Origin of the sequence: Thioalkalivibrio sp. ALMg13-2, assembly GCF_000381185.1 — a bacterium.
GTDB classification, from domain to species: Bacteria; Pseudomonadota; Gammaproteobacteria; order Ectothiorhodospirales; family Ectothiorhodospiraceae; genus Thioalkalivibrio; species Thioalkalivibrio versutus.
In genome coordinates, this window is sequence record NZ_KB906126.1 from 1 (window position 1) to 14,807 (window position 14,807).

The 14,807-nt window shown below is 67.4% G+C and carries 17 protein-coding genes; 10 read left to right on the plus strand and 7 right to left on the minus strand.

The annotated features are described in order from the left end of the window. Window positions 1-279: integrase core domain-containing protein (locus F618_RS0112845; protein WP_019568669.1), on the plus strand; the 279-nt coding region annotated here is incomplete at its 5' end. A 302-nt stretch (window positions 280-581) separates the two neighbouring features. Here F618_RS0112845 and F618_RS0112850 read toward each other — a convergent pair. Genes F618_RS0112850 through egtC form a run of 3 tightly spaced genes read right to left on the minus strand, consistent with a single transcriptional unit; the run spans window position 582 to window position 3,332 of the window. Continuing rightward, window positions 582-1,331 carry an SIMPL domain-containing protein gene (locus F618_RS0112850; RefSeq protein ID WP_019568804.1) on the minus strand — a complete coding sequence of 250 codons (750 nt, stop codon included), beginning with the start codon at window positions 1,329-1,331 and terminating at the stop codon, window positions 582-584. 12 nt (window positions 1,332-1,343) lie between these two features. After that, window positions 1,344-2,534, minus strand: coding sequence for an SUMF1/EgtB/PvdO family nonheme iron enzyme (locus F618_RS0112855; protein WP_019568805.1), 1,191 nt, complete (start codon window positions 2,532-2,534; stop codon window positions 1,344-1,346). Between the two features lie 15 nt (window positions 2,535-2,549). Continuing rightward, on the minus strand, window positions 2,550-3,332 hold the full coding sequence (gene egtC / locus F618_RS0112860) for an ergothioneine biosynthesis protein EgtC (RefSeq protein WP_018938513.1): 783 nt from the start codon (window positions 3,330-3,332) through the stop codon (window positions 2,550-2,552). A gap of 71 nt (window positions 3,333-3,403) precedes the next feature. On the opposite strand from egtC, the gene egtD reads away from it, so the two are divergent. The 4 genes from egtD (at window position 3,404) to F618_RS16045 (ending at window position 6,714) form a co-directional block, all read left to right on the plus strand. Beyond that, on the plus strand, window positions 3,404-4,426 hold the full coding sequence (gene egtD, locus F618_RS0112865) for an L-histidine N(alpha)-methyltransferase (protein WP_019568806.1): 1,023 nt from the start codon (window positions 3,404-3,406) through the stop codon (window positions 4,424-4,426). Window positions 4,427-4,431: 5 nt separating this feature from the next. Then, the gene (locus F618_RS0112870) at window positions 4,432-4,944 is read left to right on the plus strand and encodes a histidine phosphatase family protein (RefSeq protein WP_018145479.1); all 513 of its coding nucleotides are present in this window, start codon (window positions 4,432-4,434) and stop codon (window positions 4,942-4,944) included. A gap of 2 nt (window positions 4,945-4,946) precedes the next feature. Next, complete coding sequence (gene ppx, locus F618_RS0112875) at window positions 4,947-6,446, plus strand: exopolyphosphatase (protein ID WP_019568807.1); 1,500 nt, start codon at window positions 4,947-4,949, stop codon at window positions 6,444-6,446. A gap of 118 nt (window positions 6,447-6,564) precedes the next feature. Continuing rightward, window positions 6,565-6,714 (plus strand): hypothetical protein, encoded by a 150-nt coding sequence (locus tag F618_RS16045; protein WP_019568808.1) that lies wholly within the window; start codon window positions 6,565-6,567, stop codon window positions 6,712-6,714. A gap of 283 nt (window positions 6,715-6,997) precedes the next feature. On the opposite strand, the gene F618_RS0112885 is transcribed toward F618_RS16045, so the two are convergent. Both F618_RS0112885 and ppk1 read right to left on the minus strand, forming a co-directional pair. Next, window positions 6,998-8,209: a response regulator gene (locus tag F618_RS0112885; RefSeq protein ID WP_019563571.1), complete on the minus strand. Its 1,212-nt coding sequence runs from the start codon at window positions 8,207-8,209 to the stop codon at window positions 6,998-7,000. A 130-nt stretch (window positions 8,210-8,339) separates the two neighbouring features. Beyond that, a complete protein-coding gene (gene ppk1, locus F618_RS0112890; protein WP_019568809.1) occupies window positions 8,340-10,424 on the minus strand; it encodes a polyphosphate kinase 1 in 2,085 nt (694 codons plus the stop codon). Between the two features lie 200 nt (window positions 10,425-10,624). Here ppk1 and F618_RS0112895 point away from each other — a divergent pair, with 200 nt between their 5' ends. Next, the gene (locus F618_RS0112895) at window positions 10,625-11,242 is read left to right on the plus strand and encodes a hypothetical protein (RefSeq protein WP_018145483.1); all 618 of its coding nucleotides are present in this window, start codon (window positions 10,625-10,627) and stop codon (window positions 11,240-11,242) included. A gap of 49 nt (window positions 11,243-11,291) precedes the next feature. Then, on the plus strand, window positions 11,292-11,612 hold the full coding sequence (locus tag F618_RS0112900; RefSeq protein WP_077276935.1) for a DUF2007 domain-containing protein: 321 nt from the start codon (window positions 11,292-11,294) through the stop codon (window positions 11,610-11,612). 6 nt (window positions 11,613-11,618) lie between these two features. Here F618_RS0112900 and F618_RS0112905 read toward each other — a convergent pair whose 3' ends face one another. Then, a complete protein-coding gene (locus F618_RS0112905; protein ID WP_018951991.1) occupies window positions 11,619-12,362 on the minus strand; it encodes a lytic transglycosylase domain-containing protein in 744 nt (247 codons plus the stop codon). 113 nt (window positions 12,363-12,475) lie between these two features. On the opposite strand from F618_RS0112905, the gene F618_RS0112910 reads away from it, so the two are divergent. From F618_RS0112910 to F618_RS0112920, 3 genes are read left to right on the plus strand one after another with little or no spacing between them, the layout of a single operon-like run. Then, window positions 12,476-13,282, plus strand: a complete 807-nt coding sequence (locus F618_RS0112910) for a biotin--[acetyl-CoA-carboxylase] ligase (RefSeq protein WP_019563909.1) — start codon at window positions 12,476-12,478, stop codon at window positions 13,280-13,282. Continuing rightward, window positions 13,275-14,057, plus strand: coding sequence for a type III pantothenate kinase (locus F618_RS0112915; protein ID WP_018938505.1), 783 nt, complete (start codon window positions 13,275-13,277; stop codon window positions 14,055-14,057). Before F618_RS0112910 ends, F618_RS0112915 begins: the two co-directional genes overlap by 8 nt. Then, window positions 14,045-14,266 (plus strand): hypothetical protein, encoded by a 222-nt coding sequence (locus F618_RS0112920; RefSeq protein ID WP_018938504.1) that lies wholly within the window; start codon window positions 14,045-14,047, stop codon window positions 14,264-14,266. The genes F618_RS0112915 and F618_RS0112920 overlap by 13 nt, the downstream gene beginning before the upstream one ends. A 7-nt stretch (window positions 14,267-14,273) precedes the next feature. Here F618_RS0112920 and F618_RS0112925 read toward each other — a convergent pair whose 3' ends face one another. After that, window positions 14,274-14,801: a DUF2062 domain-containing protein gene (locus F618_RS0112925; protein ID WP_018938503.1), complete on the minus strand. Its 528-nt coding sequence runs from the start codon at window positions 14,799-14,801 to the stop codon at window positions 14,274-14,276. Between the last annotated feature and the right edge of the window lie 6 nt (window positions 14,802-14,807).

Consider the following 14,807-nt stretch of genomic DNA (forward strand, 5'->3'; position numbering starts at 1 on the left):
CGGCTGCTGGCCCGGCACCAGATCCAGGCGAGCATGAGTCGCCGGGGTAACTGCTGGGACAATGCCGTCGTCGAGCGCTTCTTCCTGAGCCTCAAGACGGAACGCGTCTGGCAGCGTCGCTACGCGAACCACGGCGAGGCGCGGCGGGATATCGCGGACTACATCGCTCGGTTCTACAACACCGTTCGCATCCACTCGACGCTGGGCTACCTGCCTCCCAGCGTCTACGAGCAACCAACGGCAGCCAATCCACCTAACGCGGTGTCCGAAATCACTTGACCACCACATACGGCCGGGATGACGAGAATGGGAACGCTGTGGCCGGGATGAGGATTGGGGGCTGTTTGTTGCGGGCGTCGGCTTGGGCTGCGTACGGCCTTGTGGCGCCCGTTGGTAGCCCGCCGAGGGGCGGTTTACGGACTCTACATATCCGAGGGCTATCCCTGATCATGAACGACGTAGGGTGCCAATGAGCGCAGCGAATTGCACCGATCGTGGCGCGGGGCGCTCGGGGACCGGGGCCTGCATGGGAACGGTGCGGTTCGGCTGGCACCTCACAACACCCTACGGTGAGGTAGGTGCTAACGCGGGGTGACGCGCAGGGTCTCGGCGCCCAGGGCCTGCAGGCGTCCACGTACGCTGAGGGTCAGGGTGGAATGCCCGGCCTCCAGCGACGGCTGGCTGGCTGACTCGTCCATGGCGCGCATGGCCATCATGGGCTGTGGCCGATCGTAGTGATCGTCCGGCAGTTCCACTTCCAGCGTGCGCAGGTGCGTGGCCCCCAGCGAGCGGGCGATGACGCGCGCTTGTTCCTTCAGGTCTTCCATGGCCTCTTCGATCATCGCCTCGCGATGTTCCTGGCGTGCCTCGGGGCTGAGGGAGAATCGGATCTGGCTGACGTTGAGGTCCCGCTGCTGGAGCGCGCCGACCAGTTCGGTCAACCGATCGAAATCGGCTCCGGTCAGTTCCAGGTTCTGCTGGACCAGCCAGGCATTGATGCGGCTGCGGTCATCGGCGTCGTGGATGGCGCGGGTGGAATAGCCGATGGTGCGGGCGTCAATCCCATCCTGTTCGCCGGCGCGTTCCAGTGCGGCCTGCATGTTGCGGTTGACGGTGGCAGCGGCCGTGGCGGCCTCCGGGGCGCGGGCCTCGGTCGTCATCAGCACGGTCATGTGGTCGTTGGCGACCTGGCGCTCGGCCTTGCCGGTCAGGGCCAGCGTGGTTCCGCCGTCGCTTGCGATGGCCGTAGCCGGAAACGCCAGGACCAGGGCGGCGAGCCCGGCGACGAGCCAGGACGGGCGGGACGCGAGGGGGGTGTTCTTCGGTGGCATGTTCATGAACCTCTACAGATTGCGCGCAAGCCGGAGGCCGGCGAACACGTGACGTTTTTCGGGGGTGAAGAAGTTGCGCATTGTAGAGCGGGTGAGCAATGGATCGCTCCAGGCGCTTCCGCCGCGTAGAACGTAGTGTTCGCCGTCGAACCAGGGTAGGGAGTATTCCTTGTACGGAAAGGGCTGGAAGCCCGGGTAGGGCTGAAAGGTGTTGCCGCACCATTCCCATACCTGGCCCGTGGCGCGCAACCGCCCGGCCTGGGCGGCGTGTTCCCATTCGTGTTCGTGGGGGAGGCGGGCACCCACCCAGCGGGCGTAGGCCGAGGCCTCGAACCAGGAGAGTCCGACGGCGGGTGCATGCGGATCGAGTGTCTGGGTGCCGTGGGGGAGGGTTTGTACCCGGGTCCCGTCGGGTAGCTTCCACCATCCCAGAGGGGCCGCGATGCCCGTTTGTTCCAGCCAGGTTCGACCCGGCGGGTCCCAGTGGGGGCCCGGGCGGTAGCCTCCGGCCTCGATAAACGCGGCGATCTCGGCATTGGAGACCGGATGGGAGCGGATCGTGTGGGGCGCGAGCCGGACCGGGTGGAGGCCCCGCTCGTTGTCGAAGGCGGTCGCCGCGTCGCTGCCGCTGACATGTTCGCCGCCCGGGCACTCGATCCAGTCGCCGCCGGCCGCCAGTGCGGGTTTTGGTTCCTGCGTTCGGGGTGGGGCGGGGCGATGCAGGCGGGCGAACCAGCGCACCTGCTCCAGGCTTTCCAGGTGCATGGCGTGGTGCTGCGCGAGAAAACCGGTCAGGTAGTCCCGCTCGAGCAGGGGATGCCGCCGCACCGCCGGATGGTGGTGCAACAAGTCCAGGTGATGTTGCTGGCTGGCCTTGCCCCATTCCAGCAGGGATGGGCGCGTCGGGAGTCTTCCGCCGCGGCGCCACTTCGGGCTCTGTTCCGGGAAGTAGAGATCGTGCCAGTCGCGCCGGTCGGGCGGAGGTTCACCCAGGATGCGTTCGTGTAGCCATACCGCCTCGATGAAATGGCAATGGGCGTAGTGCCACCCGATGGGACTCAGGTCCGGGTGATACTGATTGCGCCATTCGTTCCCCGGTGTCGACTCCAGTGCCGTGTTCAGGCGGTCGTGCTGGGTCGCCAGGCAGTCCAGGAGGTCGGATGGGTGCGGGCTTGCACTCGGCTGCGGATGGGCGGCATTCATATCCGGTGGAGCGTGTTACAGCGCCAGGAGTTCCGGCGGTTCGTCGGGATCGAGGATCAAAAGATGGCCGGGCGGGACCGGGCGCCAGCGTTCGCGGTCGGTGAGGGGCTCGGAGGCCACGACCACGCTGTCGTCGGGGAACGTCTCGTCATCGGTGGTGTAGTAGAGGCTGGGACAGGGCGCATTGACCGCATGGCGGCTGGCGATGATGCGGCGGCCGTCGGACAGGATCACGTTCAGCAGGGCGGTGTCGGCCCCCAGCCAGGTCTCCACGGTGGAGAACGCCTCGCCGAGGGCGCCCTCCAGCGTCGCGTTGTCGTCATCGGCCAGGTATTGCCGGACCAGGGCGAAGAGGTATTCGGAATCGGTGGTTCCCTCGATGCTCGATTCGACCTCCTGGCTGAGGATGTTCTGGATCTGGCGCCGGATGTCGGGACGGAAGCGGCTGATCAGGCCGTTGTGGCTGTACAGCAGGCCGTCGCGGGCGAATGGCTGGGCGTTGACGGTGTCGCCGCCGAAGCCGGGGGTTGCGCTGCGGATGGCGGCAACCCACAGGGGCTGGGTCATGTCGCTGGCCAGATCCACCAGGTTGGGATCCTGCCAGAGCGGATCGGCGCGCCGGTAGTGGCGCGCAATGCCCCCCTCGCCAAACCAGCCGAAGCCGAAGCCGTCGGCGTTGACGCGGGCATACACCAGCTCCTGCGGGGCCATTGCTTGCTCGATCAGGTTGTGTGGCGGATCCAGGATCAGGCTGCGCAGCGTGATCGGAGGACCCAGATAGGCGAGGTGTCGGCACATGGCTAGGGTCAGTTGGGGCGTCCGGGGTTTCGTGCTAGCGTGCCGCAAACCACCCCGATACGGAAGCCCGGATGTCCGCCGAACCCAGTGCTGTCTCTATTTCCCCTCGTTACAGCCGCCAGGTGGTGGAGGAACGCGACGCCCACGCCGACTTGCTGGCCGATTTCCGTGCCGGGATGCTCGAGCCGCCCCGGTCCCTGCCGCCGAAGTATTTCTACGATGCGCGCGGATCGCAGCTGTTCGATGCGATCTGCGATACCCCGGAGTATTACCCCACGCGCCTGGAGGCCGACCTGCTGGAGCGGCATGCCGAAGCGATCCTGGAGGCATCCGGGGCGCGCACGCTGTTTGAACTCGGCAGTGGGACGTCGCGCAAGACCGAGTACCTGCTGGCGGCGCTGGAAGCCCGCGTCTCCGCGCCCCATTACGTCGCGAACGATGTCTGTGCCGAGATCCTCGACGAGGCCGGCGCGCGACTCCTGCAGCGCTTCGATCAGATGCGCGTGGACAGCCTGTGCGGGGACTACGCGGCGGCGCTGACCCATCTGGCCGATGTTTCCGGTGCACAAGCCGACGGTCCGCGTCTGTTTGCCTTTCTCGGCAGCAGTCTGGGGAATTTCGAGGACGCCGAGGCGGCTGCATTGCTGCGACGCATCCGCGACACCATGAACCCCGAAGACCGGCTGCTGCTGGGGCTGGACCGGGTCAAGCCGCGCCCCGTCCTGGAGGCGGCCTACAACGATGCGGCGGGGGTGACTGCGGCATTCAACCTGAACCTGCTGTCGGTGTTGAATACCGAATTGGGGGCCGACTTCGATCCGGACGGTTTCGAACATCGCGCTCCGTTCGTCGAAGAACTCTCGCGGATCGAGATGCACCTGGTATCGCGACGGCAGCAGACGGTGCGCGTGTCGGAGCCGGAGGCACTCCTGGAGATCGCCGAAGGCGAGGTGATCCGGACCGAGATCTCGCGCAAGTTCAGCCGCGAGGCCATCGACCGTCTGCTGACGGCGGCCGGGCTCGAACATGCGGCACAGTGGTCGGCGCCCGAGGAGTGGTACTCCCTGTTTCTGCTGCGGCCGGGGGCGGACTGAGCGGGATGCGCGCACCGCGGCTGGTGCTGGTGCGGCACGCCCAGGCCGGAAATCCCGGCGACTGGGACGGGGCGGATCGTGACCGGCCGCTGACCGACAAGGGCCAGGTGAGTGCGGTACGCATGGCGCAGGCGCTCGGGGATCTGCTGCCGGGATCGGTCGAGCTCCTTTGCAGCCCCTATCTGCGGGCCCGCCAGACGGCGATCCCTTTGTCCCAGGCGCTGGATGTCCCGGTGCGGCAGAAGAAATGGCTGGCGCCCGGGCAACCCACGGGGCTGGAGGTCGAGGCCCTGGCTCGCAATCTCCCGGCGGATGGAGGCCTGGTGATCGTGGGACACGAGCCGGACCTGTCGCTGCTCGTAAGCTGTCTGCTGGGCACGACGGGCGGGCGGAGTCTGGTTCATATGGGCAAGGGCGATGCCTGCGGATTGACGGGCGCGCTGCCGGGCCCCATGCAGCTCGCCTGGCACCTGCCTCGACGTATCCTCGAACGGCTGGCCGGCGGTGAGGCGGATTGAACATGCACACGGAGAACGATGCCGAGACGGTTGCGGCCGTTGATCTGGGATCCAACAGCTTTCACATGATCGTGGCACGGCGCCAGGACGGCGAGGTCCTGAAGGTCGACCGCATCAAGGAGACGGTGCGTCTTGCCAGCGGTCTGGATCCCGATGGACAACTGGATCCGGAGGTGGGGCAGCGTGCCCTGGCTTGTCTGGATCGCTTCGGCCAGCGACTGCGCCAGCTGCCGCGCGGCTGCGTGCGCGTGGTCGGCACCAACACCTTGCGCCAGATGGACGACAGCCGCGCCTTCCTGCGCGCGGCGGAAGAGGCCCTGGGGCATCCGGTTGAGATCATTGCCGGACGCGAGGAAGCGCGGCTGATCTACCTGGGTGTGGCGCATGCGCTGGCGGACGATAGCGGCCGCCGGCTGGTGATGGATATCGGTGGCGGCAGTACCGAATTCATTATTGGAGAGCGCTTCGAGCCGGTCCTGGCCGAGAGCCTGGAGATGGGCTGCGTGACCTTCACCCAGCGCTTCTTCGCCGATGGCAAACTGACGCGCAAGGCCTTCGCGGCCGCGCAACTGCAGGCGCAGCGGGAGCTGCAACCGATCGCGAGTGCCTACCGCGCGGCCGGCTGGGAGCAGGTGCTGGGGGCGTCGGGTACGATCCTTGCCCTGGACCGCATGGTGCATGAGGGGGAATTGGACGAGGCGCCGGGTGTAAGCCGCGAGAACCTGGAACGGCTACGTGATGCCTTGATCGAGCAGGGGGCCATCAAGCGGCTGAAATGGCCCGGTCTGGCCGAGGACCGGGCGCCCGTGATTGCCGGTGGCCTTGCGGTGCTTCTGGGTGCCTTCGAGGCGTTGGGGATCGAGCGGCTGCACCCCTCGGACGGGGCCCTGCGCGAGGGCGTGATTCACGACCTTCTGGGACGTTTTCGGCACGAGGATGTGCGTGGCAGCACCATTCACCATCTGCGCCGGCGGTTCGCGGTCGATGCGTCCCAGGCGGAGCGGGTGCAGGCGACGGTGGCGCGCCTGGTGACCGCCGTTCGCGCCGCCTGGGAGCTCGGCGAGGACGACGCGGAACGCCTGGACTGGGCGGCCGAACTGCACGAGATCGGCCTGGCACTGGCCCACAGCAAATACCACAAACATGGGGAGTACATCCTCACCTGGGCCGACCTGCCGGGTTTCTCGCAGCCCGAACAGGCCGAGCTGGCGTGGCTGGTGCGCCTGCACCGGGGTGGGCTGAAGCCCAAGTTGTTGTCCGGGGTGCGAGAGGATCGCGCGCGGCCGCTGCTGTTCATGGCGGCCCTGCTGCGTCTGGCGGTGTTGCTGCATCGTTCGCGCGCGCCGGATCCGGTGCCGCTGGAGCGCATCGAGGCGACGCAGGAGGGTCTGACGCTGACCTTCGCGCCCGACTGGCTGGATACCCACCCGCTAACGCGCGCCGATCTGGATGCGGAACGCGAGGACTGGGCGCGCCACAAGCTGGAACTGGAGTTCGAGTGAGCCCCTATTCCGAACCGGACACAAGGAACGCAGGATGCTGACATTGGTGGTCTGGATCTAAGTACTCGCGGTGCCGCTGTAGATCGGCATCTGGTGGTCGGCGACTGGGTTTCGGTTGATGCGACACAACCGGTTGCTGGCACTGCCCTTCCTGCTGCAGGACCGGCTGCGGCACGGCGACGCCGAGGTCACCCTGCTGGGTGGGCTGCATGATGTGCCGCGCTCCGAGCGTCAAAGTGAAGCGGATACAGAAAACCGCGGGAGCTGAGGCGCTTACCGGGGGTGTTGTGAACGGGCAGGGAACCCAGCGACCCTCTGCATCGGGAACAAGAGGATTGGGTCCAGGAGCGCCTCGGTTCCGGGAGGATGCAGCACGCGTGTGCGGCCCGATGGGGTGGGGCGCGTGTGCACCTGTATTCACTCACGTTTGGGGCTTGTACTCCAGTTTCCCCGCCCTGCATTGCGCCCCGAGTGTTTATAGAACGGGGGTAGAGGCGCTAACCGCTGTGTGACCCCTGCCTCGGGGGCCCGGGGTGCCCACGCGAGCGTGTTCACCCATCAGCATTTCTCTGGAGCGAAACCTGCTCACTGGGCATTTCGCCTGTGGTGTCGGGGGCCGACAGCCCAAGGCGCCCCAGAAGCTTCTGGCATTCGGCGGAGTCCGCCGCCCCATTGGTCAGCAAAAAGGCGGTGCGCATGATGGGGAGATGAATGTGCCCGCTGCCCAGACCGAAGCCGTGGGCTGCCCCAATCATCTGCTTTAACGGAAGAGAAAGGCGCAGACGCGACTTCAGCGCTACGGCCATTCGAGCGGGCCAGGCCCCAGCAAGCGCCGTATCCAGGGCGGCTGGGTCCAGGGTGCAGCCCTGAAGGACGCAGCGCTGTGCCGTGGCGATGACCGCGAGCTCGCCCAGGCGATGCATCAGTCCGGCGGTAAAGCAAAGGCTGGCGTCCGCCCGCAGGCTGCGGCCTAGGGCCGCAGCCTGGTGGGCCATGCGTTCGCTCTGTTCCTGGTAATGCCGGGCGCGGGTCTGGAGGGTGGGGTCCTGAAGCGTGGTGGTGAGATCGAGGGCCATGGCCATTGCCAGATTCAGGGCGGTGGGGATGCCCAGAACCTGCAGGGCGTCGCGTAGCGAGGTATTGGGGGTGTCGGTGCGCCGCAGTGCACTGCCGTTGGATGCATCGATCAGGCGCGTGACCAGGGATGGAATGTCCTGCCAGGCCTTCTCCAGTTCGGACAGGGAGAGTGTGTCGGACCGCGCCCTCAGTTCCCGCAGTGCGTCAAGACCGATCGGTGTAGGCAGTCTCAGCTCACCGGATTCGGCCTGTTGCAGGGCGTTTTCCAGGGCGGGCGCCTTCGGCTCGCCCTCGGCTTCTTCGCGGGACTCGGCGGTAGTCGCTCCCGTAGCCAGTATCGCTTGCAGACGGTCATGCACCAGTTCCGCCTCGAAGGGCTTGGAGATAAAACCCCGGACGCCGTAGCGAGCGGCGCGCTGGACACTCTTGCGGTCCGGGTTCGCGGTGATGATGACGATGGGCGTGACGCGGCCATCGATGGCCGCCCGTCGCAGGAAGTCCAGCCCATTCCCGTCGGGCAGCGAAAGGTCCGACAGCACGAGGTCGTGGTGTGTCTCGCGCCAACGTCGCAGGGCTTCGGTGATGGAGCGCGCGTGGAAGATGTCGGAATCGGGATAAAGGCCGCGTACGAGCGTCTTTAGAAGGTCCGCCATGAGTTCTTCGTCTTCCAGTATGAGGATCTTCATAGGGGGTCCGGATGCTCACGCCCACAGGGAGGTTGTGATTCTCAGGTTCGGTCGTCCGAAGAACGGGGTCAAGCGGGGACCGGCGCAGTCCCAGGACCGGGTGCCCGCGCCGGCCATGGGTGTCGTCGCATCAGCCGGCGGTGGACCCCGCCAGCTGGGCTGTCAGGGCCTCCTGCGCGGAGTAGGGCGCCTGGTCGTCAGCGGGTCGAATGCGGGTGTAGCTGCCGTCGGGCTGCAGTGCCCAGGCGGTGGCGTTGTCCTGCAGGTAGTTGAACAGGGATTCCTCGGCGACGCGGTCGCGCAGTTCCGGGTCGCGTACGGGGAAGGCCACCTCGACGCGGCGGAAGAAGTTGCGCGGCATCCAGTCGGCGCTGGACAGGAACACCTCGGGGTCGCCGTCGTTCTCGAAATAGAACACGCGGGAGTGTTCCAGGAACCGGCCCAGGACCGAGCGCACCTCGATGGTTTCCGAGATGCCGGGCACCCCGGGGCGCAGGCTGCAGATGCCGCGCACGACCAGCTGGATGGGGACGCCCGCCTGCGAAGCCTTGTAGAGGGCCTGGATGATCTTCGTCTCGTTGAGCGAGTTCATGCGCGCGATGATGCGGGCGGGCTTCCCGGCCTGGTGGTTGTCGATCTCGCGCTGGATCTTCTCGAGCATCGCGGCGTGCAGGCGGAACGGCGCCTGGAGCAGCTGGCGCAGCCGGGTCACCTTGCCCAGGCCGGTGAGCTGGAGGAACACGCGGTGGACGTCCTCGGTAAGCACGGGGTCGGCTGTCAGCAGGCCGAAGTCGGTATAGGCCTTGGCGGTGCCGGAGTGATAGTTCCCGGTGCCCAGGTGGGCGTAGCGGGTGATGCGGTCGCCATCGCGGCGCACGACCAGCGCCAGCTTGGCGTGGGTCTTGTAGCCGACGACGCCGTAGGTGACGTGGACCCCGGCGTCCTGCATGCGGTTGGCCAGTTCGATGTTGTCGGCCTCGTCGAAGCGCGCCCGCAGCTCGATCACGACGGTGACCTCCTTGCCGGCCTGCGCCGCCTCGATCAGGATCTCGACCAGCGGCGAGCGGGTGCCGGTGCGGTAGAGCGTCTGCTTGATGGCCAGCACCCGCGGATCCGCCGCCGCCTGGCGCAGGAAGTCGACCACCGGCATGAACGACTGGTAGGGGTGATGCAGCAGCAACTCCTGGTCGCGGATGCAGGCAAAGATGCCGCTGCCGCTCGTGTCACTGCGGGGCAGGGCCGGGACCAGCGGGGGAAACTTGAGGTCCGGCCGGTCCACCAGTTCGTGCACGGCCATCAGACGGTTCAGGTTGACCAGGCCCGTGACCTGATACAGGTCGTCCGGCTCCAGGTGGAATTGCTGCAGCAGGAACTCCGCGACCTCCTGCGGGCAGTTGTCCGCGACCTCGAGGCGCACGCCGGCACCGTAGTTGCGCTGGGGCAGCTCGCCCTCCAGGGCGTTCAGGAGGTCGTCGATCTCCTCTTCCTGCACGAAAAGGTCCGAGTTGCGGGTCAGCCGGAACTGGTAGCAGCCGGTGACCTTCATGCCCTGGAACAGCTCGTCCACGTGCGCATGCAGGATGGACGACAGCAGCACGAAGTCGTTGTCGCCGCTGGCGACCTCGCGCGGCAGCCGCACCAGGCGGGGCAGGGAACGCGGGGCCTGGACCACGGCGCGGCCGGATTCACGCCCGAAGGCATCCTTGCCCTTGAGGGTGACGATGAAGTTCAGGCTCTTGTTGAGGATGCGCGGGAACGGATGGGCGGGGTCCAGGCCGATCGGGCTGAGGACCGGCTGGAGTTGTTGGCGGAAGTACTCCCGCACCCAGTCCCGCTGGGCCGCGTCCCAGTGTGTGCGCCGAACAAAGTGGATCCCCTCCGCTGCGAGTGCCGGGATCAGTTCGTCGTTCAGCGTGCTGTACTGCTGTTCCACCAGGTCGTGGGCGCGCGGCGCGATCTGGCGCAGCTGTTCGGCGGCCGAGAGGCCATCCGGGCCCGGGGCCTGCACGTTCAGTTCGACCTGCTGGCGCAGCGAGCCCACGCGGACCTCGAAGAATTCGTCCAGGTTGGTGGAGGAAATGCTGAGGTAGCGCAGGCGTTCCAGTAGCGGGAAGGCCGGGTCCTGGGCGATGGCGAGTACCCGGCGGTTGAATTCCAGCAGGGACAGCTCGCGGTTGAGGAACAGGTCGGTTCGGGTCACGTCGGCATCCGGCATGCACGACTCGCGGCAGAAGTGGGACCGAGAGTCTATGACGGCATTATGTCAGTTCCGTGAACCGGGGGCGGTTGGGACGGCCCGGAACGGTCCTGGAAGTCCCCGAGCGGCGTACCTGAACTGCGCTGTCTCGGCGCTGGTGGCTATACTTGAATGCTTGATCATGCAGCGCGAAACGCGCTGCCGTAAGGAGAAGTCCGTTGGCCGAATTTACCCTGACACTGCACGCGCGCGACGAGGCACAGCCGGAGCTGCACAAGGTCTCGGTGGTCGCCGAAGGCGAGCTGCCCGAATACGGTCAGGTCTGGGTCTGGGACATCCTCTACGCCCGGCAGTTGTTCGCCCTGGGCGAGGTGCAGGCGGCCCAGGACCTCAAGGAGACCCTGGAGCTGTGGGCAGTGAACATGTCCAGCAAGGTGTTTCAGCCCCACGGCCATATCCTGTCCAAGGGCTACCTGGACCTGTCCGAGAACCTGCAGCTCGTGACTGGGGACGATATCCCCGCCGCGGCCGAAGGCGATCGCCAGGTGGTGGTCTCGGTCGATGGCCAGGCCGGGCAGCTGCCGGATGTCGTGGTGTCGCCGGAGAGCCTGACGGCCGAAGAACGCCAGGACCTCGTGCTGGGGCTCGGGCAGTACTTCAACTTCGAAAATCCGATGTTCGCGCGCGAGCTGCCGATCCACGTGCTGGCCATGCGCAAGTACTACGCGGACATCAACTTGCCGCATACGCAGATCGCCCTCGACGAGGCCCCGTTCTTCGCCATCCAGAAGGCGATGGAGTACTTCCAGGCCGCCAACCAGGGCACCGTGCAGTAGGCACCGCCGCCGCTGCGCCGGGTTCGGGCTGCGTGCTACGGTCGCGATCATGAGGACCGTCTATTCTGCCGCCGACCCGGTGATGGCCGGGTTCATCGAGACCCTGCTGCAGGAGGCCGGCATCCCGGCCTACGTGAACCAGGCCGGGCTTTACGGTGCCGTCGGGGAAGTCCCGCCGACCGAGACCTGGGCCCGCATCATGGTCGTGCACGAGGAACAGGCCGAGGAGGCGCGCGCCATCATCCTGGAATACCTGGAGGGCGAGCCCGAACACGACGGCCGCGACTGGAAGTGCCCGCGCTGCGGCGAGGTGATCGAGCCGCAGTTCACCCAGTGCTGGAACTGCGGCCGGGACAAGCCCAAGGCCTGAGGGTCGTCAGTCGGGCCGCCCGTTGCCGTCGTACTGGGCGCGGATGCGCTGGATGTAGTTCTGTGTCTCGCGAAACGGGGGCACGCCGCCGTGCCGTTCCACCGCGCCGGGGCCGGCATTGTAGGCGGCCAGGGCGAGATCCAGATCCCCCTCGAAGCGATCGAGCATGGCGGCCAGGTAGCGCGTGCCGCCATCGATATTCTGGGCGGGATCAAAGCGGTCGGTTACCCCGAGATCGGCGGCGGTAGCGGGCATCAGCTGCATCAAGCCGTGCGCGCCCACCCGGGATACCGCCTGCGGATCGAAGCAGGACTCCACGTGAATCACCGACTGCACCAGCGCCGGGTCCACGCCCTGGCGGTGGGCGGCGTTGTGGATGAGGTCCGCGAAATCGCCACCGCCGGTGGCCAGGGCATTGCGGGCGCGGGCACCGCAACGTGCGCGGGCGGTGGGTCGGCCGTAGGTGGCGATCAACTCCATGCCGCTATTCTGCTGACGCTGGTTGGTGATCAGGCGCTCTCCACCCGGGCCCTGGAACACGAAGATCTGACTGGGTGACCAGTTTCCACCGCCGGGTGTCGAGGTGACCGTGCCGGCACCGCCGGGCGAACGGATGGTCTCGTAGGGAACGCCCTGCGGGCGCTCGTCGGTCAGGACCCGGGCCCCGGAGGCATCGCGAAAGGAGTAGAGCTCGGCCGCGCTGGTGCCGGCCAGAGCCAGCCCCGCCACCAGTATCAGCAGGCGCAGCACCGTCCGACCGGAATGCTTACCATGGTGCCTTGTATGCAAGCCCTGTTCCCCCTGGCCCGGATGCGAGCCGAGTACTGATCCCGATGACCGAGACCGCGTTCACAGTTTGCATTATGGCGCCGGAGAGCGCACGCCTGAAAGCGCGTGTCGAACGCCTGGTCGACGGGGCCGGTGTGACGGCGCCGGCGGTCGAGGTGCTGGAGTCGGTGGACTCGACCAACCGCTATCTGCTGGAGACCCGCCCCGAGGCGGGCGATCTGCCACGCGCCTGCGTGGCGCAGGCCCAGACAGCGGGTCGCGGGCGGCGCGGTCGTGTCTGGCATTCGCCTCCGGGGGCGAGCCTGGCGCTGTCGCTGGCATGGCCCATCATGCAGGGGCGCGTGCCGCCCGCCTATCCGGTCGGGGTTGGCGTTGGGGTCATCCGTGCGCTGGAAGCGCTGGGTCTGGAAGGTGTGCGGCTCAAGTGGCCCAATGATCTGATGGTCGATGCCGCCAAGCTGGGCGGCATCCTGGTGGAGCAGCGCGCGGCGAGTGGTGGCCAGCCAGGCCGGCTGGTGGTGGGGATTGGTCTCAACCGGCAAGGCGCCGGTGGCCTGGAGCTGGACCGCGCGGTGACCGATCTCGCGACCCAGCTCCCCGGCCCGGTTCCAGAGCTCCTGGAGCTTGCAGCCCGGGTGATCGCGGAGCAATGTCGCCTGCATCCGCTGTTGATGGGCGAAGGGCTTGTGCCGCTGGAGCGTGAGCTGGTGCGGCTGGACTGCCTGCGCGGCCGGCCGATCGAAATCCTGGATGACGGCGTCCGCGGACAGGCGCATGGAATCGATCCGGCGAGCGGCTGCCTGGTTGTGCAGTTCGACGACGGTGCGATCCGGCACCTGCATTCGGGCGAGGTCTCGGTACGGAGTTGCGAACATGGCTGAAATTGCCCTGGTGGATATCGGCAGTACCCGTGTGAAGTGGCAGGTGCGCAACGCGGAGGGCGAAGTGCTGGGGTCCGGGGCGAATCGTGACCCGGCCGGTTGTGTCCGTGGCCTGGCCTCGATGGCGCGCGAGGCCCCGCTTAAGGCCGTCTGGTTGTCGCGGGTCGGGCCCGGCGAGCGCGAGGCGGCGTTCTCGGCCGAACTGGCGGCTGCCGGGATCGACGCGCCGGTACACGCGGTGACGGTGCCGGCGGACGGCCCGCATGGCCTGCGGATCGACTATGCGGCGGGGCAGTTGGGAGTGGATCGCTACTGCGCGCTGGTCGCGGCGCGGGCCCGCTGCGATGCGCCGATGATCCTGGTCGATGCCGGCACCGCCGTCACCGTGGATGTACTGGAGGCGGACGGTCGCCATGCGGGAGGCTATCTGTTGCCGGGGCGCCAGCTCGGCTGGGAGGCGCTGCAGACGCGTCTGACAGATCGCATTGCGCCGCGCGAGGCCACGCAATGGCCGGATGATCTGGAGACCGCGCCGGGCCTGAACAGCACCGAGGCCCTGGAGCGCGGATGGAGCCTGGGGCTGGCCGGCGCGCTGGATGGGTTGATCGCGCGCTCGCGGACCGCGGAGCGGGCGGGCGCGGCCTGCTGGCTGACGGGGGGTGATGCTTACTGGCTGGCGCCGGTGTTGCGTGCAGAGTCCACGATTTTCCCGAACCTGGTGCTGGACGGCCTCTGGGAGCTGTCGCGCTGGGAGGGCGCCGAATGCGCTGGCTGATCCTGTTTCTCGCGTTGGTGAACCTGGGGTATTTCACCTGGGCCTGGCACGACGGCCGCCTCAACCCCGATCCCTACGCGGACGTGCCCCCGCTGGAGCGCAATGGTGGCGAGGTGGAGCTGCTGGATGCGTGGCTGGAGGCGCCTGCTGGTGACCCGGACCCGGGTGATTCGGTGTGGCGTGAACGACTTCGGAGCGGGGTCCAGTAGTGGCTCTCTAACGCTCCCGCTGTGCAGCGCGTTCGGCACGGCGCCGGTCGCGGTGGCGTTGCCAGGCGGCCGACAGGCGGCGGGAGGCCCAGTAGCCGGCAATGGCGGTTGGCGTGGCGATCAGCAGGCTGCCCATCAGGGTATAGGTGATCTCGTCCCCGATGCCCTGCAGATACCAGGCGTCGGGGTCGTGCGAGATCAGCGGGACATAGTAGAACACGGCCTCGCCGAGTTCGTGGAAGCCCCAATACAGCGGCGCGGCGGTGAAGGGGTTGCTGACGAACGAGGCCACGAACGCCGTGGGAAAATTGCCCGCCAGTGCAATGCAGAGAATGATCATCAACACGGTCTGGAAGCCGACCGTGGGGGTCAGGCCAATAAACAGCCCGATCGCGACCCCGCGGGCCAGCGCCTCCGGGCCGCTCTTCATGCTCCCGGCGGCATGCAGCCCGGAATGCAGGCGCGGATGACGGGCCAGCCAGTTGTGGGCGCGCCAGCGCAAGGCCCGCCAACGGATGCTGGCCCGTCTCAGCATGGCCGC